The sequence below is a fragment of the Amycolatopsis arida genome, assembly GCF_900115565.1.
In the GTDB taxonomy this organism is placed as follows: Bacteria; Actinomycetota; Actinomycetes; order Mycobacteriales; family Pseudonocardiaceae; genus Yuhushiella; species Yuhushiella arida.
Genome location: NZ_FOWW01000007.1, coordinates 170,818 through 189,207, shown reverse-complemented (window position 1 = coordinate 189,207; position 18,390 = coordinate 170,818). Strand labels below are relative to the sequence as shown.

Genomic DNA, 18,390 nt, shown 5'->3' with positions numbered 1-18,390 from the left:
CGGGTCTCACGCTCGGCGCGCGGCCCACTCGCGAGCGCGGTGCAGATCGTCCTCAGTGTCCACGTCGAGGGCTCTCTCCGGTGGGACGAACTGGGCCCGAACCTCGGGAACGAAGAAGCGTCCCCACGATCGGAGGTCACGGGCCCGCGCCAGGTAGAGGCCTCCGGTGGGACGGGCCGCGACGGGCAGCTGCTGTCGTGGGGACTCGAGGTCCTCCCAAGCCCGAACCGGTTGGACGGTGCCGTCGACGACCAGGCACGACTTCAGCGGATGGTGGCCCGGCTCGGTGGTCATCTGCACCACCGACCCCGTGGGGCGGTCGTCGTGCAGGGAGAGGCACTCCTCCACGTCGGCCACCGTGCGCAGCGGGGACGTCGGCTGGAGCAGCACGACCACCGTGGTGTCGGGAGTCGACTCGACGTCGAGCACATGGAGGACGGCCGGCAGGGTCCGGCTGTCGGCCGTGGCCAGCGCGGCGGGTCGGCGGACCACCCGCGCTCCCTCGGTGCGGGCCGCCGCGGCGATGTCGTCGTCGTCCGTGGTCACCACGACGTCCGCCAGCCCGGCCTTCAGTGCGGTGTGGACGGCATGCGCCACCAGCGGCCGGCCGCGGAACACCGCCAGGTTCTTGCCGGGCAGGCCGACCGACCCGCCACGAGCCGGCACCACCGCGAGCACGTCCGCCGAAACCATGTTTCGTCCTCTTCGCCGATCCCGACCCTGGCGCCACCGGTGTGCGTGGCGAACCAGGTCAGCGGGCCATCGATTACCTGCGCGACGGCCGACCATCGCTGTGCGCCATCATGTCACCCATGCTGGACCGCCCGGTCGTGAACGCCGTCATCCAGGCGCGCGCCTCGTCCACTCGGCTTCCCGGCAAGATGCTCCGCCCGCTCGGCGGCCGCAGCGTCCTCGGCTGGGCGGTGCGGGCTGCGGCGGCGACACCGTCGGTCACCAGGGTGGTCGTGGCCACCTCCACCGAACCGGCGGACGACGCGGTCGCCGAGGAGACGCAGCGGCAGGGCGCGTCGGTGGTGCGCGGGCCGCTGGACGACGTACTCGCCCGGTTCCTGCTGGTGGAGGAGCTGTATCCGGCGAAGGCGGTGGTGCGGCTCACCGCCGACTGCCCGCTGCACGACCCGGAGTTGATCGAGTCGGTCATCGCGCTGTGGCGGGCCCGCCCCACGCTCGACTACGTGAGCACCACGTTGGTGCGCACCCTGCCGCGCGGGTTCGACGTGGAGCTGGTGCGGTCGGGGGTGCTCGCCGAGCAGGCGGCCGAGCCGGCCGGACCGCACCGGGAGCACGTCACCACCGGTATCTACGGCCAACCCGACCGCTACACCTGTTCCGGGATCGTGGTCGCGCCGGCCGCCGACGACCTGCGGGTCACCCTGGACACCGAGGAGGACTGGGCGCTGCTCACCGCTGTGGTGGCCGAGCTGGGCGACCGGCCGCCACGCTGGCAGGAGGTGGTCGCACTGCTGCGGTCCCGGCCCGACCTGGTGAAGCTGAACGCCGAGGTCGAGCAGAAGGCGGTCGGTCGGTAGCGCCGCCGCCACACCCAAACGTCCGGTCGGTCGGCGGTGCCACCCCAACTCGGCCCCGGGCCGCACGTTCCACGACCCGGGCCGTCTCGGGCATGCTCGCCGGGGTCGGGGTGGTTACAGGTACTGGCCGGTGCCGTGGATGCCGGGGGCGTGGCCCTCCTTGCCGGTGGCGCCAGGGGGCAGGCCGCGGCGCATCTGCTCGAGCTGCACCCGCGCCGCCATCTGCTGGGCGAACAGCGCGGTCTGGATGCCGTGGAACAGGCCCTCCAGCCAGCCGACCAGCTGGGCCTGCGCGATCCGCAGCTCGGCGTCGGACGGTGTCTCGTCGCCGGCCAACGGGGCGACCAGCCGCTCCAGCTCGTCCTGCAGCTCGGGCGCCAGCGCCTGCTCCAGCTCCTTGATCGACGTCGCGTGGATCTCGCGCAGCCGGTTACGGCTGGCGTCGTCCAGCGGTGCCGCGCGCACCTCCTCCAGCAGCTGCTTGATCATGGTGCCGATCCGCATGACCTTGGCCGGCTCCTCGACCAGGTCACCGACGCTCTCCTTCTGCTCGCCCTCCTCGCCGGGCGCGATCCGGGCGGAGCCCACCGGCGACCCGTCCGGGCCGACCACCACGACGTGGTGGGCCTGCTCGGGGTCGGGCTGGTTGGCGTTGTGGGAGTTCGGGGAATTCATGTGCTCCATCCTGCTCTACGCTCGCCGGGCGCGTCCGGTGGCACGTGCCGCACACGGGTTACCCGGTGGTCCCAGGCGGGCAACCTGGGGGTCGTCTCGTACCGTAGCCGGGACCGTAGCTGGCCGTGTTCACCAGGCCAACCCCGGGAAGGCGCGCTGACCGGCACCTACGTACGGTGTCCTCCATGGCGTTCGACGTCGCTCGGATACGTGGGTTGTTCCCTGCGCTGGGTGACGGCTGGATTCACTTCGACGGTGCCGGCGGAATGCTGGTGCCCGAGCAGGTCGCCTCGGCCGTGTCCACGGCGATGCGCGCCCCGGTCTCCGGACCCGGCGGGGCGTTTCCGGCCTCCCAGCGGGCGGAGAGCATCGTGGCGGCGGCCAGGCGCGCGGTGGCCGACCTGGTCGGTGGCGACCCCGCCGGCGTCGTCCTCGGGCCGAGCGCGTCGGTGCTGTTGCGCCGCCTCGCCGACGTGCTGTCCGAGCGGTGGACGATCGGCGACGAGGTCGTGGTGTCCCGGCTGGACGACGAGGCCAACCTGGCCCCGTGGCAGCAGGTCGCGAAGCGGGTGGGCGGTGTGGTCCGCTGGGGCGAGATCGACATCGAGACCTGCGAGCTTCCGGCGTGGCAGTACGAGACGCTGGTGACCGCGCGGACCAAGGCGGTGGCGATCACCTCGGCGTCCGGCGCGGTCGGCACCCGGCCGGACGTGCCCACGGTCGTCGAGTTGGCCAAGCGGGTCGGCGCGTTCGTCGTGGTGGATGCCACCTACGCGGCCCCGTTCGTGCCGCTCGACCTGCCCGCGCTCGGCGCCGACGTGATCGTGGTGTCCGCGATGGCCTGGGGCGGCCCCGCGGTCGGCGCGCTGGTGTTCCGCGACCCGGAGATGCTCGAGCGGCTGCCGTCGGTGTCGCTGGAGGCCACCGCCCGCGGCCCGGCACGGCTCGAGCTCGGCCCGCACGCCTACCCGCTGCTCGCCGGGCTGGTCGCCTCGATCGACTACCTGGCCGGGCTGGACGACGACGCCACCGGCACCCGCAGGGAGCGGCTGGTCACCTCGCTCGGCTCGGCGAAGTCCTACCACGCCGGGCTGCTGGCGCAGCTGTCCACCGAGTTGCGCGCGCTGCGGCACGTCATGGTCATCGGCGACGCGATGCGCCGGATCCCCGCGCTGGCCTTCGCCGTCGCCGGCCGCAAGGCGCCCGAGGTCGCCGAGTACCTGGCGTCGCAGGGGTTGTGCGCCTTCGCCGACGACGGCACCAGCGGCGTGTTCGCCGCGCTCGGCGTCGGCGAGGTCGGCGGCGCCGTGCGAATCGGGCTGGCGCACTACTCCAACGTGTTCGAGGTCAGCCAGCTCGTCCGGGTCCTGGAGGAGCTGCGCTGACGGTCGCGCGACGACTGCCGAGCATCGACCGAGCGCCAGCGAGGGAGGAGCGGAGGCAGGAGGAGTGCGGCCCAGGATCACGGTCGCGCGACGACTGCCGAGCATCGACCGAGCGCCGGCGAGGGAGGAGCGGAGGCGGGAGGAGTGCGGCCCAGAACGCACCGCCGTCACGACCGGGTGAGCAGGACCTTGCCGAAGATCCCGCCGTCCTCCAGCGCGCGGTGCGCTCTCGCCGCGTCAACCATCGGCACCACCTGGTCCACCACCGGCCGCACCGAGCCCCGCTCGACCAGTGGCCACAGGTGCTCGCGCACGGCGGCGACGATCTCGGCCTTCTCCTCGATCGGCCGGCCACGCAGCCCGGTCGCGGCCACGCTGGCCCGCTTGGCCAGCAGCGCGCCGATGTTCAGCTCGCCCTTGACGCCGCCCTGCATTCCGATGATCACCAGCCGGCCCCCGGTGGCCAGCGCGTCCACGTTCCGGCCGAGGTACGCCGCGCCCATGTTGTCCAGGATGACGTCGGCGCCGCGGGTGTGCCGGCGCAGCTCGGCGACGAAGTCCTGCTCACGGTAGTTGATCGTGATGTCGGCGCCGAGTTGGCGGCAACGCTCCAGCCGCTCGGCCGAGCCCGCGGTCACCGCGACGGTCGCGCCCAGGGCCTTGCCGACCTGGATGGCGTGCGTGCCGATGCCGCCGGCCCCGCCGTGCACCAGCAGCACCTCGCCCTCGGCCAGGTGGGCGAGCTGTACGACGTTGGACCAGACGGTGCACGCCACCTCCGGCAGCCCGGCGGCGGTGACCGGCTCGACCTCGGCGGGCACCGGCAGGAGCTGGCCGGCCGGCACGGCGACCCGCTCGGCGTAGCCGCCGCCGGAGAGCAGGGCACACACCTCGTCGCCCACCGACCAGCCCTCGACCCCCGCACCGAGCTCGGCGACGGTGCCGGCGCACTCGAGGCCGGGGATCTCGCTGGCGCCCTTCGGCGGCGGGTAGCGGCCCTGGCGCTGCAGCAGGTCGGCCCGGTTCACCGCGCTCGCCGCGACCTCGACGAGCACCTCGCCCGGACCGGGCGCGGGGTCGGGCACCTCGGTCCACTCCAGCACCTCGGGCCCGCCCGGCTCGCGGATCATGATCGCTCGCATGGGCCCGACTGTAGCCCCGGCGAAATCCGATTGCCGGCCCAGGTGACGGCCTCCAGCATCGGGCCATGGAGATCCCCGAGCCGTGGCCACCACGGCACCTGGTCCTGCGCACGCCCCGGCTGGAGCTGCGGCCGGACGACGACGCCGGCCTGCTGGAGCTGGCCGAGGAGGCGCACCGCGGCATCCACCCGCCGGAGGTGATGCCGTTCGTCGTGCCGTGGACCGACGCGCCGCTCGAGGAGCTCGGCCGCACCCTGCTCCAGTACCACTGGCGGATCCGGGCCGAGCTGGGGCCGGACGGGTGGAACCTCAACTTCCTGGTCCGGCTCGACGGGCGGGTGGTGGGCACCCAGGGGCTCGGCGCCAAGGACTTCCGGGTCACCCGGTGCGTGCACACCGGTTCCTGGCTCGGGCGGCAGCATCAGGGGCAGGGGATCGGCACGGAGATGCGGGCCGCGGTGCTGATGTTGGCATTTGATTACCTGAATGCGACCGAAGCGAGATCTGGGGCATTTTCCGACAATGTCGCGTCGCTCCGGGTCAGCGAGCAACTCGGCTATCAGCGGGACGGCACGAACCGGATCGCCAGAAAAGGATTGCCGGCGACGGAGCACCGGTTGGTGCTGACCCCGGAGCGGTTCGCGGCGCACCGTCCGGGCTGGCGGCTGCGGGTCGAGGGACTGAACGGATGCCTGCCGCTGCTCACAGGGAGCAATACCGCCAGTTGACCCTTGACCTTCTGGGTGAAACGAACGAAGGTGATCGGCTATCGGCTGCCACGCACCGTGTCGGGGTGGTGCCGGCACCGGAACCGCATCCTGCACGAAGGGGAAGGCATCTATGTCATCCGTCAGGAAAAAGCTCGCGCCTGCCGTCGCGATCGGCGCATGCGTGGGTCTGGCGCTCACCACGACCCCGGCCGCGGCTGACCAGTCGGCGGCACCACCGGGGCCCGCACTGGCCAAACAGCTGGTGCGGAAGGTGAACGTGGCCAACATCAACCGGCACCTCATCGCGTTCCAGCGCATCTCCGACAGCACCTCCGGCAACCGCGCGGCCAGCACCGAGGGACACCGCCGTTCGGCGGAGTACATCGCCGGCAAGCTCGAGGCCGCCGGCTACGAGGTGACCCGCCAGGAGTTCCCGTTCACCTACAGCGAGACCCTCGCCGAGAAGCTGACCGTGGCCGGCGAGAGCGTGCCGATCCTGATCATGAGCTACAGCCCGTCCACCCCGGTGGGCGGCATCACCGCGCCGCTCGCGGTCATCCCACCGGACGACACCCCGGGCTGCGAGGTCGGTGACTACGGCGACGTGACCGGCAAGATCGCCCTGATCAAGCGCGGCGCCTGCACGTTCGCCCAGAAGCAGGCCTCCGCCGCCGACGCCGGCGCGGTCGGCGCGATCGTCTACAACAACGTGCCCGGCGACATCAACGGCACGCTCGGCGACCCGTCCGCCGGCCGCATCCCCACCGGCGGGATCAGCCAGGAGGCCGGCCAGGCGCTGCTCGACAAGGACGGCGCCAGCACGACGCTCGAGCTGCGCGCGCTGCAGGAGGAGCGCACGACGTACAACGTCATCGCCGAGACCAAGACCGGCCGCAAGGACAACGTGGTGATGGCCGGTGCGCACCTGGACAGCGTCACGCACGGCGCGGGCATCAACGACAACGGCACCGGCTCGGCCGCGCTGCTGGAGACCGCGCTGCGGCTCGGCGGCAGCCCGAAGGTGAACAACGCGGTGCGCTTCGCCTGGTGGAGCGCCGAGGAGTTCGGCCTCGTCGGCTCGGAGTACTACGTGGACCAGCTCAGCTTCGAGCGCCAGCTGGACATCTCGATGTACCTGAACTTCGACATGATCGGCTCGCCGAACGCGGGGTACTTCGTCTACGACGGTGACAACTCCGACGGCGTGGGCGCCGGCCCCGGCCCCTACGGCTCCGGCCAGATCGAGCAGCGGTTCGCCGAGTACATCGAGAGCATCGGCGTGCCGACCGAGGGCACCGACTTCACCGGTCGGTCCGACTACGGGCCGTTCATCGCGGTTGGCATCCCGTCCGGTGGCCTGTTCACCGGCGCTGAGCAGGTCAAGACCGAGGCGCAGGCCGCGAAGTGGGGCGGCCGGGCCGGAATCGCCTACGACCCGTGCTACCACCAGGAGTGCGACAACCTCGGCAACGTCGACCGGACCGCGCTGGACCGCAACGCCGACGCCGCGGCCTGGGTGATCGCCTCGTACGGGATCAGCACCGAGGAGGTCAACGGCGTGGCGCCGATGGCGGCGAAGAACAAGAAGGAGACCGCCAAGCAGCGCGCGAGCCAGCAGCGCATGATGGCGGCGCACGCGGACGAGCACGCCCTGGCGAGCTGATCCGCACCCGAGCGCGAGTGGCCCGTCACCGGCACCGGTGGCGGGCCACTCGCCGTGTACCGGTGAGATCCATGTCGGGACGGCGAGTTCTACGTCGGGTCGCTCGGTCTCCACGTTCGCGCGGGCTCGCCTGCGCCCGCCGGGCGGGGCTTTCGTCGTGGAGCTCGTGGTCAGCCGAGGTCGCGGGCGCCGAAGGTGTCGCACCGGGCGGGGTCACCGGTGGTCAGCCCGGTGGTGAACCACTTCTCCCGCTGCGCCGAGGTTCCATGGGTGAAGGTGGACTCGTCGACCCGGCCACTGCCCAGCTCGCGCTGGATGTAGTCGTCGCCGATGCGGCTCGCGGTGTCCAGCGCGCTGGCGATGTCCTCCTGGGTGATCTCGGTGATCAGCGGCCGGCCGTTCTCCGTGGGTGTCGTGGTGGCGTGGTTGGCCCAGACACCCGCGTAGCAGTCGGCCTGCAGCTCCAGCCGCACCGCCGCGGACCGCGGGCCGCTGCTGTCGCCGCGTACCCGGTCGGAGGTGCCGAGCAAATTCTGCACGTGGTGGCCGTACTCGTGGGCGAGGACGTACGCCTCGGCGAACGGGCCACCCCCGGCGCCGAAGCGTTGCCGCAGCTCGTCGAAGAACGTGAGGTCGATGTAGACCTCGGCGTCGGCGGGGCAGTAGAACGGGCCGACGGCGGAGGTGGCGCTGCCGCACGCGGTGCGCACGCCGCCGGTGAAGAAGTTCGTGGTGGCCTTGCGGTAGGTCTGGCCGGACCGGGCGAACTGGTCGGTCCAGAAGTCCTGGATCGAGTTGATCGTGGCGACGACGGCGCAGTCGCGGTTGCGGTTGGCGTCGGCGCCGGTGCGGCACTCCTGGGCGAGCGAACCGTTGTCGACGGCCTCGCCCGCGCGGACGTCGCCGAGCCCGGTGGCGGCCGGGCCGTCGATCCCGCCGAACTGGGCGAGCAGGAAGTAGAGCACCAGGCCGACGAGGCTCACCCCGCCGCCGCCCAGTGCGATGCGGCCGCCGATCCCGCCGCCGCTGCCGCGCAGGTCCTGCACCTCGGAGACGTCCAGCCCGGCGCCTTCGTTGAACCTCACCGGAGTTCCCTCACCGTCCTGGAATCCGTACCAATCGGGATCACGCCGAGAATATCCGGCGCCGGGTGGGCCGGCCGGACGAGCGGGGAACCGGGCGACCGGGGGTTGGCTCACCCCTGACGCAAAGCCTGGGTGCGGCCCATGCGTCGGGGCCGCACCCAGGACTACCGAGGTTGTGTCAACTGTGCACCACATGCGGAGCACATGTGGTTCGTTGTTGGTAACGGGCGGTCGACCGCGCGAACGGGCCGGCGTTCAGCACTGCCGACGGGGTCGGGAGGCCACGCCGAAACAGGCCGGGAGCACGCCGTCTTGCGCGGATCAGTTGTCGAGCGCTACAGAAACCCGAAGGCTGTTCACAATCGCGACTGGGCCGGGGTCACGCCGCCTCAGCCGCGGGGCCACAGCCGGCGGTCAACCGCACGGGATCATTCCTCACGGCATCACCTGACCCTTTCCCGGGTGGGGTGGCCGGACCGGTGCGTCTCGGGGTACCGCACCGCGGTGCGGGCCGCCCCTCCGTCACGGTCCAGAATGCGCTTGTCGTGGCCGGATCACAACCGTTTCGTTATCCCTCTTCCGGGGGCAACTGCGTATTGTGCCCGACTCGACACGCTGCGATCATGTCCGCATGGGTGGGGCGCGCGGGTGAGGAAGGTCCTAGTCTCCGTGTGATGAACGACGTTCGCGACGATGTGCGCTGGCTGTCCGATACGGAGATGCGTGCGTGGCGGTCCTACGTCGTCTCGACGTTGATGCTGCGTCATCGGCTGCACCGGGAGCTGGTGCAGGACCATGACGTGTCGCTGTCCGACTACGAGGTGCTGGTGTGCCTCACCATGAACCCGGACAACCGGATGCGGATGACGGAGCTGGCGAGCATGCTCGGCTCGACGAAGAGCCGGTTGTCGCACCAGGTGGGTCGCATGGAGGCGGACGGCCTGCTGCGGCGGATGCGCGACCCGGCGGACAAGCGCGGTGTCGTCGCGGAGATCACCGAGAAGGGGTTGGCCATGCTGCGGCGAGCCGCGCCGACCCACGTGGAGGGGGTGCGCCGGCACCTGATCGACCTGATGTCCAACGACGAGCAGGTGGTGATGGGCGAGGTGTTCTCCCGGGTGCTGGCGCACCTGCAGGAGATCGACGACTGACCGCCCCTCGCTCCCCACCCGCCGGCAGCCGCTACCCTCGCAGACGAGGGAAGCGTGGCAGAGCGGCCGAATGCACTCGCCTTGAAAGCGAGCGTCCCGCGAGGGACCGGGGGTTCAAATCCCTCCGCTTCCGCACATGGGCCTCCGTTGGGTTTCCGGCGAGGCCGTCCACCTCTTCGGGAACGTGGATGGACACCCGGGAATCCCGCGCTGGCGTGATGCCGATGGACATGCGTGCCGTGTCGATCGCCCGGGACTGTGAGCTGGCCGCCGAGTGGGAGCCGGCCGAGCGGGCGGAGCTGCTCACCGAGGCCGCCGGCTATTGGCACCTGGTGGGCGACCACCGGCGGGCCCGGGAGCTGTACGAGCGGGTGCTCGCCGAGTACGGCCCCGAGGCCGACGTCACCAAGGTCTGCTATGCCGGGTTCCTCGCCGAGACAGGCGACCGGGAGCGCGCGCTCGAGCTGCTGGACGAGGTCTGGCGGGCCACCCCGGCCCCGCTCGTTCACGAGTCCGCCGGTGAGGTGTTCGAGTGCGTGCTCGACGACCCGGCTGCGGCGCTGCGGTGGTACAACCGCGGCATCGCGCTGGCCGTCGATCCCGCCGATCCTCCCGACACCGCGGCCCTGGCCGGGGATCTGATGCTGCTGGGCTTGTTCACGGCGCGGCGCCGGGTGCGGGCGGCGCTCGGGGAGCCCGCGGACGACTGGGACCGGATGGCCGACGACACCAGGGCGACGCTGCCGGCGGGAACCGTCGAGCCGAGCGCGTTTCGCGGCCGAGCGGGCTCGTCTCGGAGCAGCCCGCCCGTGGCCGCCCGGGCGGAACGAGGTCTGCTGGTGCGGCTCGGGCCGCAAGTACAAGAAGTGCTGTGGAGCGCCCGGCTTCGTGAGCTGACCAGCTCGCCGCTCCTGGTCGGCACGATCCGAGCGGCCGGGATTCGAACGCGTTCCCCCGGCGTCAGCCCGACTTGGCGGCCAGGCGGGCCTGGACCTCGGGGCGGCGCAGCGGCGGCACGGTCTTCGGGGGCTGCTTGCGCGGCGGCAGCTCGGCGAGCAGCCTACGGGTCGCCGCGGTTACCTCGGCCACCGCGCGTTCGAACGGCTCGCGGGTCTTCTCCGAGACCGACTGGACGCCGCTGATCTTTCGGACGTACTGGCGCGCGGCCGCCTCGATCTCGTCGGGCGTGGCGGAGGGCTCGAGGCCCCGCAGCGTGGTGATGTTCCGGCACATACCAGCAGCGTACGCAGCGCCGGCCCGGTCGCCCAGGGGTTCGCGGGCCGCCCGGCCGGGCGCTGGATCAGAACCTGATCCCGCCCTGAATGTCGCGGGCCTGTACCACCGGCCCACTGACCTGCCCGGACACCTGGTTGGTCACCCCGCCCTCCGCGGCGTGCTGCTCGACCTTCACCCGCTCCCACTCGGCCCGCAGCCGCGCGGCGAACTCGGGGTCGGTCGTGGCGGCGCGGTCGAGCTTCGTGCTCAGCTCGCGGACCTCGGAGGAGTCGGCCGCCGCCCCCTCGGCGGCCTCCAGCGCCGCCGTCGCGTCGGGGTCGCCGGCGAACTTCTCCCTGACGAGCTGGTAGAGCTTGCCGACCGCGCGACCGGCGAGCGCCGCCGCGATGGACACGAGAACCGGCTCCGGCACGAGTAACCCCCTGGCATCAGGCTCGCGAACGCGAGCAGGACCAGGGGGCACTCTAGCAGTAATGCCTGACTACATCACGTGATCAACCGCGAGGTCAGTGCAACCACCAGGCCAATGCCGGGGAGACCAGCGACAGCATCACCGCGGTCGTCGCGATGGTGAGGACTGCCAGGCGGACGGGGAGACGAGTTTGCACAAGTGCTCCATTCGTGCACACCCGGGCGGGGGTTGTGTTGCCCCGGGTGGGAGTGGTACCGCCCGCGCCCTATGCGCGGGTTGGCGGAACCTTATGGGGCAACCGGAAGAAGATCAAACTCGACTAGTCTACCTACTGTAGAGTCGTTGTTCGTCTGGCAAACCTGCGAGTGTTCTAGCTGCGCTTCTTGCCAGCGCCGCAATGCTGATGTAACGGAAAGTAGTCAAAATTCAGGCGAGCGGTGTCTGGTTCTAGCCTGTTCTCGGGCCCAACTGGGTCGTGTCGCGCGCGGAGGGTGTCCTCGCGTTCGGGATCATCGGTTGCGCCACCTCCAGCGCGGCGATCCGCTCCGACATCCGCTTGGCGTCGTCGAGGCGGTGGTGTCCGGCGAAGATGTCGCGTGCCCGCAACCATCTGTCACGTGCGACATCGGCCTCCCCGCGGGCCCTGCTGATCGTCCCCAGTACGACGAGGACCTGCGCCACATCGGTCGCGCTGCCCGCCCGCCGTGCCCGGTACAGCGCTTCCTCCGCGTGCTGTTCGGCGGTCGTGGTCCGCTGCTCGTCGAGCTCCAACTCGGCCAGTACGAGGTAGGTCCGCATGCCTGCCCCGACGCCCTGGATCTGTTCCAGCAGGGCCTTGGCCTGTTCGCAGTGCTTCCTCGCCCTGAGCGGATGGCCTAGTTCTCGGCTCAGCGCGGCCAGTTCGCCCAAGGTCTCGACTCGTCCGCTGAGATCGCCGATCTGCTCCCGGATCCGCAGTGCCCGCAGGAACTGCTCCTCAGCCAGCGGGTACCGCCCCGCGTCGACGAACACCTCACCCAACCGGTGGGCCGCGCTTGCCCGGCGGTCGTGGTCGCACAGCTCTTCGGCCATCTCGGCGCACTCGCGGTAGGTCGCGATAGCCGCATCGAGCTGGCCGAGTTGCCGTTGCCACCGGCCGATGTTCAGGCTCGCGGTCAGTAGCCCCACCCGGTCACCGATCTCTTTCGCGAGCCGGAGGGCGCGCAGAAAGTAGCCGATGGAGGCATCGGTGTCACCCATGGTGAGGCTGAGATGTCCGAGATCGTTGAGGGACGCTGCCTCCGCCGACGGTTGGTGGTCGCGTACCGCGGAGCTCACCGCGACCTCGAGCGCGGCTCTGCCGTCGCTGTAGTAGCCGTGACGTTTGAGGAGGTCGATGATGGTGTGCGGCAACCGCCAGGCGTAGTCGTGGTGGCCGTTGCGCGCGGCGTGACGCGCGGCCGCCACCAGACTCGCCCGCTCGCGCAAGCACCACCGTGCCGCTTCCCGCTCGTCCGTGAAGGACAGGACTGGTGTGTCGGGTACTCGATCGGGCATCGGTGGAACCTGGCGGTGTGGGAAGACCGTCCGGTGTGCGGTGTGCGCGGTGTGGAGGTAGAAGTTCAACAGGCGCGTTCGTGCCCGCGAGCCCTCGTCATGGTCGGCGGCCAGGGCCGCCGCGTAGGCGAACAGCAGGTCGTGCATCCGGTACCGGTCCACCTCGCCCGGCTGCTCCAGCAGGTGAGCGCTGGCCAGTGTCGCCACCCTTCGCTCCACAGTGGACATTGGTTCCCCGGCCAGCGCGGCGGCCGCGGCCACCCCGAACTCGGCGCCGGGATGCAACCCCAGAAGCCGGAACAGCCGCGCGTCGGCAAGTTCCAGCGCGTGGTACGACAGCGAGAACACCGCCCGCAAGCTGGTGTCCACTCCGTCGCCGTCGTCACCGATACCGAGGAGCGTCTCTGGGTCCCGCAGTCGCCGCGCGAGCTGTGCCAGCGGCGCTCCGGACCGCACCGCCTGGTCGGCGACGAGCGTCAACGCCAGCGGCACCCCGGCACAGAGCCGCGCCAGTTCGGCCAGGGCCGCCGGCTCTCGCTCAGCCCGCTCTCCGATCCGTGCGGCGAGCAGCTCCCTGGCCGCCTCGTCCACCATCGGCCGCAGGACCACCCGTGGAAACCTGTTGAGCCCGGTCAGCCAGTGCCGACTGGTCACCACCACGACACACCCCGCGAGCAGTGGGAGCACCGACTGCACGTGTTGCGTGCTCGCCGCGTTGTCCAGAACCACGAGGGTCCTCCGGCCGGTGAGTCGGGCCCGGAGCTTCTCCGCCCGCTCGTTCGGGCGCGTGACGTGCTCCATCGGGCTCCGCAGCGCGGTCAGGAACAGGTCGACCAGCTCGGCGTCGGCCATCGGCCGGTCCGCCGAGAAGCCGCGCAGATCGGCGAAGAGCACCCCGTCGGGGAACCGGTCGGCCACCCGGTGCGCCCAGTGCACCACGGTGACGGTCTTGCCCACCCCGCCCAACCCGCTGACCACCACCACACCCGGCCGGATCTCGTCCGCGACACCTGTGGCCCGATCCAGCTCGGTCAGCACGTCCTCCCGGCCGGCGAACCCGGGCAGGTCGTGTGGGAGCAGCCGCGGCGGTGGCGGTGACTCGTGCGCCGCCACCATCACCCGCTCCGCCGGCGCCACCCGATCCCGGCCCGCCAGCAGCGCGTCCTGACACCGCCTCAGCTCGTCCGCCGCGGCCCGATCGAGCCGTCTTCGGGTGCGCAGGTAGTACTCGTCGGCCTCCTCGAAGCGGCACAGCCCGTGCAGTACGCGCAGCCGGCGCACCGCCAGGTCCACGTCGTCGCCGTGTTGCCGTTGCAGGTCGTCGAGCCGATGCAGGGCGTCGTGTAACCGGCCGAGCTTCAGCTCCGCGTCGAGCAGCAGCACATTGGCCGGGAGCAGGTCGTTGTCCTGTACCGTGCGGCGCCATTCACGAGCCGGTTCGGAATCCAGCTCGGCGAGTGGCTCGTCCGCCCACAGAGAAAGCGCCCGTTCCAGCCTCCCGACCACCTCGCGATGCCGACCCTCCGCGCTGAGTGCACGTGCATTCGACACGTGCAGCTGAAACGCGTGATAGTCGATCACGTTCTTGTCGACTTCGATCCGGTAACCACGATCGGCGCGCGGCAGGATGGCGGGATTCCCGGCCCGGTGCAACGCCTGCCGCAGGCGGGTCGCCTTGGTCTGCAGCGTCTGATGCAGGTTTCGGGGGAGTGCCTCATCGTCGGTCCAGAGCCAGCTCAGCAGCTCGTCGGCGGTGAACCGGTGGCGAGGGCGGGTCAGCAGGACGGCGAGGAGCTTGGGCTCCCTGAGCGGTCCCCACTGCACGGTCAATTGCCCGTGCATCTGCATTCTCGTGGGCCCCAGTATTCCGAATGCGATGTGATCAACCACCGCGACGCACCCCCTCGTTCGTCGCCGGTCCACGGCCACGCTCGAATGGCCTACCAGTTTTCCATCCCATGGCCCGATTAACCAGGGGCAAAATCACGACCTGTCAAAGTCCTGTCACGACTGGTGATCAATTGAAAGGTGTTCGGCCGTTCGCTGACCGATGGTCGACCAGTGGGACCCGGACCCTCGGCGGCAACCCACCACCGACGAGGGGAGAACGGCCATGACCGGTTGGATTCGCGGACCTTTCGGCCTCGGCGCGGCGAGCCGGGTCACCCTGGCCGGCTGCCGCACGGTGCTCGTCGTGGTGCCGACCATGACCGCCGGCACGCGGCTGCTCGACCTGGTCCCGCTGCTGGAGGCCGACCACCGCGTGCAGGTGGTGTTCACCGTCCCGCACACCGGCGACACCTGGCACGGGGTCGAGGACTACGTCCGCCGCCAGGGGGGCCTGGTGCTGCCCTGGCACCAGGCGACCCGGCACGCGTTCGACCTCGTCCTCGCCGCCAGCCACCGGCACCTCGCCGACCTGCACGGCCCGATCCTGCTGCTGCCGCACGGCGCCGGCAGCCTGATGTCCCGCCGGCTCAGCCGCAAGGCCGGCGCGGCCACCACCCCGACCACGGGGCTCGACCGCGAGCTGCTCACCTTCCGCGGCCGCGTGCTGCCCGCCGCGCTCGCGCTCACCTCCGACGACGAGCTGCCGGCGCTGCGCGAGCTGTGTCCGGAGGCGGAGCCGGTCGCCGTGGTGGCCGGCGACATCTGCCTCGACCGCATGCTGGCCAGCCTCCCGCTGCGGCGGCGGTACCGCGACGCGCTCGGTGTCGCCGAGGGGGAGCGGCTGACCGTCGTCAGCTCCACCTGGTCCACCGAGTCCACCTTCGGGCAACGACCCGAGCTGTACCGCAGGGCACTGGTCGAGAGCGGCGGCAGGGTCGCCGCGGTGCTGCACCCGAACATCTGGACCGTGCACGGCACCCGGCAGGTGCGTGCCTGGCTGGCCGACTGCCTGCGCGCCGGGCTGCTGCTGATCCCGCCGGAGGAGGGCTGGCGCGGGGCGATGGTCGCGGCCGACTGGGTGCTCGGCGACCACGGCTCCACCACCGCCTACGCCGCCGCCATCGGTCGCCCGATCACCCTGGCCACCTTCCCGCGCGACGACATCCGCCCCGGCAGCCTCGCCGACCTCGTCCGCGAGGCCGCCCCCGCGCTCGACACCGGCCGGCCGCTGGCGGCGCAGCTCGAGGTGGCACTGACCCGCCAGGAACACCTCCGTGAGACGGTCGCCGCCGCGCTCAGCTCGCGGCCCGGCGGGGCCGCGGCCGTGCTGCGAGCCACCATGTACCGCCTGCTCAACCTCCCGGAGCCGGCGTGCGGGCTGCCCACCGCCGTGGTGCCGCTGCCCGTTCCGCTGGAGGCCGACGATGCCTGAGGTGCCGGGAGTGCTGCGCGCCGGCGGCTGCCTGATCGCCGTGCCGGGGCTCGCGCCGGAACCCTGGTGCCGGTGCGCCGACGTGCTGGTGTGCGCCTGCTCCCCGACCGAGACGGTGGCGACGCGGCGGGCCCGGGCGGCGCTGGCTCCGCGCACCGGGGCGCTGCTCGCCGTCGCCGGTCACCCCCACGGCTGCGTGCTGGTCGCGCGGTCCGGTGAGGAGGTGTGCTGGCCATGGCCGGTCGTGCCGGTGGCGATGGCGGCGCACGACCTGTTGGTGGCCGGGTGGCCGCTACGGCAGCTCGCGCAGCCGCGCGGCGAGCGCCCCTGCCCGCGGGTTCTCCGCCGCGGCGTAGAGCGCGACGGCCTCGGTGAGCGCGTCCCGGGCGGTGACCGGGTCGCCGCCGTCGGCCGCCAGCTCGCCGAGCGCGGCGAGGACCTCGGCGGTGTGGTGCGGTGACCCGAGGTCGCGGACGGTGGCCAGCGCGGTGTGCAGCAACCGCCGCGCCTCCTCCGCCCTGCCCTGCCGGCCGTGCAGGGTGCCGAGCCGGACGAGCGCGCGGGCGTGCTGCACGGGGTCGCCGACCTCAACCATGATCCGCGCCGCCGCCTCCAGCTCGACCACCGCCTCGTCGACCCGGCCGAGCTCGACGAGCACCTCGCCGATCCGGCGCCGGCACAGCGCCACCCCGCGCGGGATGCCCAGCCGGTCCTGCAGCCGGGCCGCCGCCCGGTAGTGCTCGATCGCCGTGGTGAGGTCGCCGAGGCCGCGGGCGACCCGGCCGAGCTGGGACAGCGCGCTGGCGATGCTCGGCTCGTGGCCCTCCGCCTTCGCCAGCCGGAGCGCCTTCTCGTTCTCCCGCGCCGCGTCGGGGTAGCGGTGCACCTTCGCCAGGGCGAACGCGAGCTGGCCGCGCAGCCGCACCTCGGCGAGCCGGTGCCCGCGGCGCTGCGCCGCGGGGACGCCGAACTCCTCGTGCACCTGGATCCACTCGGTGTAGTGCTGGTGGTGGGTGAAGAAGCCCCACAGCGCCTCGCAGAACTGCCACACCAGGTCGGACCAGCCCCACGCGGCGGCCTCGCGCAGCGCCGCCCACATCGCCTGCTGCTCGTGTTCGAGCCAGCGCAGCGCGGCTCGGGCGTCCGGGAACGCCGGGGCCTCGGCGGCGAGCCGGGCGTAGCGCGGGCCGACCCGCCACCGGTGCGGGTGCAGCACGATGTCGGCGCGCACCAGCATGTCCAGGTGCCACTCGACCAGTGCCCGCGCGGCGGCCGCCCGCTCCGGCTCGGGGCAGTCCCGTCTCGCGACCTCCCGGGCGTGGGCACGCAGCAGGTCGTGGCAGCGCAGGTGGTCGTCCGGGCCCTCGGCCAGGAGGTTGGCGTCCACCAGCTCGTCCAGCCCTTCCTCGACGTCACCCAGCGCCTCGCCGGTCACCGCCGCGAGCACGTCGGCGCGCACCCTGCCGCCGGGGTACAGGCCGCAGAGCCGGTAGAGCCGGGCCGCGGCCGGGGGGAGGCTCTCGTAGGAGGAGTCGAAGGCCGCCCGCAGCGCCGGGTCGTCCTCCGTGGACAGCCGGAGCAGGTCGGCCCGCTCGGCCAGCGCGGTGGCCTCCCTGGTGAGGGGGCGGCGCGGCCGGGTGCGCAGCCGGGCGGCCACCAGGGTCAGCGCGAGCGGCACGCCACCGCACACCGAGACGAGCCGCTCCGCGGCGTTCGGTTCGGCCGCGACCCGTTCCGGCCCGATGACCTCGGCCAGCACGGCGGTCGACTCCGCTGGCCCCAACGGGCCCACCTCGACGAACCGGGCGCCGTGCATCGCCAGCCCGTTCAGCCGCCACCGGCTGGTGACCACGACGACGCCGGTGACCGTCGCCGGAAGCAGCGGGCGGACCTGGGCCGCCGACGCCGCGTTGTCCAGCAGCAGCGCCAGCGCGCGGTCCGCGGTCAACGACCGGAAGATCGCCTCCCGCTCGGGTTGCTCGTCCGGGATGTCCTCCGGGGGCACGCCGAGCGCGTGCAGGAACCACTGGAGCACCTTGTCCGGCGGCACCGGGCCGGCCGGGTCGGAGGCGGCGAGGTCCACGTAGAGCTGTCCGTCTGAGCAGTCGGTGCGAATGCGATGCAACCAGCGCAGCGCCAGCGCGGTCTTGCCGATGCCACCCGGCCCGCTGAGCACGGCCAGCGGCAGGCGGCCGGGGGTGGCTCGGCAACGGTCCAGCTCGGCCAGTTCCCGGTCCCGGCCCGGCAGCGCCGAGGGCGGCGGAGGCAGCTGGGCGGGGACCACCGGCTTCCAGCGGGTGTTCAGATGCAGCTCGTGCACCGCACCCGCCTGCACCACTGGTCCGGTGACGCTTCCGGGCAGGGTGTTACGGACCGCGTTCGGTCCACCGGTGCGCCGCCCTGCCTCCATCGTTGCCTCACCCCGTAGCTCTCCAGTTCCACCACACCACGTGCCAGGGGCGCAAGGCAGGGCTTTCCCGCACCTTCACTCAAATGCAGGACGCTTGTCCTGTTGAGCTTCGG

General features: G+C 72.1%; 14 protein-coding genes, 1 tRNA gene and 1 pseudogene. 8 read left to right on the top strand and 8 right to left on the bottom strand.

Translation table 11 applies throughout. From position 1 onward, the window contains the following. Nucleotides 1-6: 6 nt before the first annotated feature. Complete coding sequence (locus BM051_RS20290; RefSeq protein WP_166677774.1) at nt 7-693, bottom strand: acylneuraminate cytidylyltransferase family protein; 687 nt, start codon at nt 691-693, stop codon at nt 7-9. Nucleotides 694-803: 110 nt separating this feature from the next. Between BM051_RS20290 and BM051_RS20285 the strand changes: the two genes are divergently transcribed. Further along, nucleotides 804-1,550 (top strand): cytidylyltransferase domain-containing protein, encoded by a 747-nt coding sequence (locus BM051_RS20285; RefSeq protein ID WP_092532678.1) that lies wholly within the window; start codon nt 804-806, stop codon nt 1,548-1,550. A 114-nt stretch (nt 1,551-1,664) separates the two neighbouring features. On the opposite strand, the gene BM051_RS20280 is transcribed toward BM051_RS20285, so the two are convergent. Continuing rightward, complete coding sequence (locus tag BM051_RS20280; RefSeq protein WP_092532675.1) at nt 1,665-2,234, bottom strand: bacterial proteasome activator family protein; 570 nt, start codon at nt 2,232-2,234, stop codon at nt 1,665-1,667. Between the two features lie 176 nt (nt 2,235-2,410). Between BM051_RS20280 and BM051_RS20275 the strand changes: the two genes are divergently transcribed. Continuing rightward, complete coding sequence (locus tag BM051_RS20275) at nt 2,411-3,610, top strand: cysteine desulfurase-like protein (RefSeq protein WP_092532672.1); 1,200 nt, start codon at nt 2,411-2,413, stop codon at nt 3,608-3,610. Between the two features lie 167 nt (nt 3,611-3,777). Here the strand turns inward: BM051_RS20275 and BM051_RS20270 are convergent, their stop codons facing one another. Continuing rightward, nucleotides 3,778-4,752, bottom strand: a complete 975-nt coding sequence (locus BM051_RS20270) for an NAD(P)H-quinone oxidoreductase (RefSeq protein WP_092532669.1) — start codon at nt 4,750-4,752, stop codon at nt 3,778-3,780. A 65-nt stretch (nt 4,753-4,817) separates the two neighbouring features. On the opposite strand from BM051_RS20270, the gene BM051_RS20265 reads away from it, so the two are divergent. Together BM051_RS20265 and BM051_RS20260 are read left to right on the top strand one after the other, a co-directional pair. Next, entirely contained in the window at nt 4,818-5,480 is a 663-nt protein-coding gene (locus BM051_RS20265; RefSeq protein WP_092532666.1) for a GNAT family N-acetyltransferase, read from the top strand. A gap of 112 nt (nt 5,481-5,592) precedes the next feature. Continuing rightward, nucleotides 5,593-7,125, top strand: a complete 1,533-nt coding sequence (locus tag BM051_RS20260) for a M28 family metallopeptidase (RefSeq protein WP_092532663.1) — start codon at nt 5,593-5,595, stop codon at nt 7,123-7,125. Between the two features lie 170 nt (nt 7,126-7,295). Here BM051_RS20260 and ypfJ read toward each other — a convergent pair whose 3' ends face one another. After that, nucleotides 7,296-8,210, bottom strand: coding sequence for a KPN_02809 family neutral zinc metallopeptidase (ypfJ, locus tag BM051_RS20255; RefSeq protein ID WP_092532660.1), 915 nt, complete (start codon nt 8,208-8,210; stop codon nt 7,296-7,298). A 674-nt stretch (nt 8,211-8,884) separates the two neighbouring features. On the opposite strand from ypfJ, the gene BM051_RS20250 reads away from it, so the two are divergent. From BM051_RS20250 to BM051_RS30700, 3 genes and pseudogenes are all read left to right on the top strand, one after another. Further along, nucleotides 8,885-9,361: a MarR family winged helix-turn-helix transcriptional regulator gene (locus BM051_RS20250; RefSeq protein ID WP_092532657.1), complete on the top strand. Its 477-nt coding sequence runs from the start codon at nt 8,885-8,887 to the stop codon at nt 9,359-9,361. A 48-nt stretch (nt 9,362-9,409) separates the two neighbouring features. Next, nucleotides 9,410-9,494: transfer RNA gene (locus BM051_RS20245), tRNA-Ser, on the top strand. A gap of 689 nt (nt 9,495-10,183) precedes the next feature. Further along, a pseudogene (locus tag BM051_RS30700) lies at nt 10,184-10,258 on the top strand (SEC-C metal-binding domain-containing protein); the annotation flags it as partial. Nucleotides 10,259-10,321: 63 nt separating this feature from the next. On the opposite strand, the gene BM051_RS20235 reads toward BM051_RS30700, so the two are convergent. The 3 genes from BM051_RS20235 to BM051_RS20225 all read right to left on the bottom strand — a co-directional run bounded on the left by BM051_RS20235 (nt 10,322) and on the right by BM051_RS20225 (nt 14,387). Then, nucleotides 10,322-10,594, bottom strand: coding sequence for a DUF2277 domain-containing protein (locus tag BM051_RS20235; RefSeq protein WP_092532654.1), 273 nt, complete (start codon nt 10,592-10,594; stop codon nt 10,322-10,324). 67 nt (nt 10,595-10,661) lie between these two features. Next, nucleotides 10,662-11,009: a hypothetical protein gene (locus BM051_RS20230; RefSeq protein ID WP_092532650.1), complete on the bottom strand. Its 348-nt coding sequence runs from the start codon at nt 11,007-11,009 to the stop codon at nt 10,662-10,664. 447 nt (nt 11,010-11,456) lie between these two features. Continuing rightward, nucleotides 11,457-14,387, bottom strand: coding sequence for an AfsR/SARP family transcriptional regulator (locus BM051_RS20225; protein ID WP_166677772.1), 2,931 nt, complete (start codon nt 14,385-14,387; stop codon nt 11,457-11,459). Between the two features lie 271 nt (nt 14,388-14,658). Here BM051_RS20225 and BM051_RS20220 point away from each other — a divergent pair, with 271 nt between their 5' ends. Continuing rightward, complete coding sequence (locus BM051_RS20220; protein WP_092533036.1) at nt 14,659-15,867, top strand: hypothetical protein; 1,209 nt, start codon at nt 14,659-14,661, stop codon at nt 15,865-15,867. A gap of 292 nt (nt 15,868-16,159) precedes the next feature. Here the strand turns inward: BM051_RS20220 and BM051_RS20215 are convergent, their stop codons facing one another. Further along, nucleotides 16,160-18,277 (bottom strand): tetratricopeptide repeat protein, encoded by a 2,118-nt coding sequence (locus BM051_RS20215; protein WP_092532644.1) that lies wholly within the window; start codon nt 18,275-18,277, stop codon nt 16,160-16,162. Between the last annotated feature and the right edge of the window lie 113 nt (nt 18,278-18,390).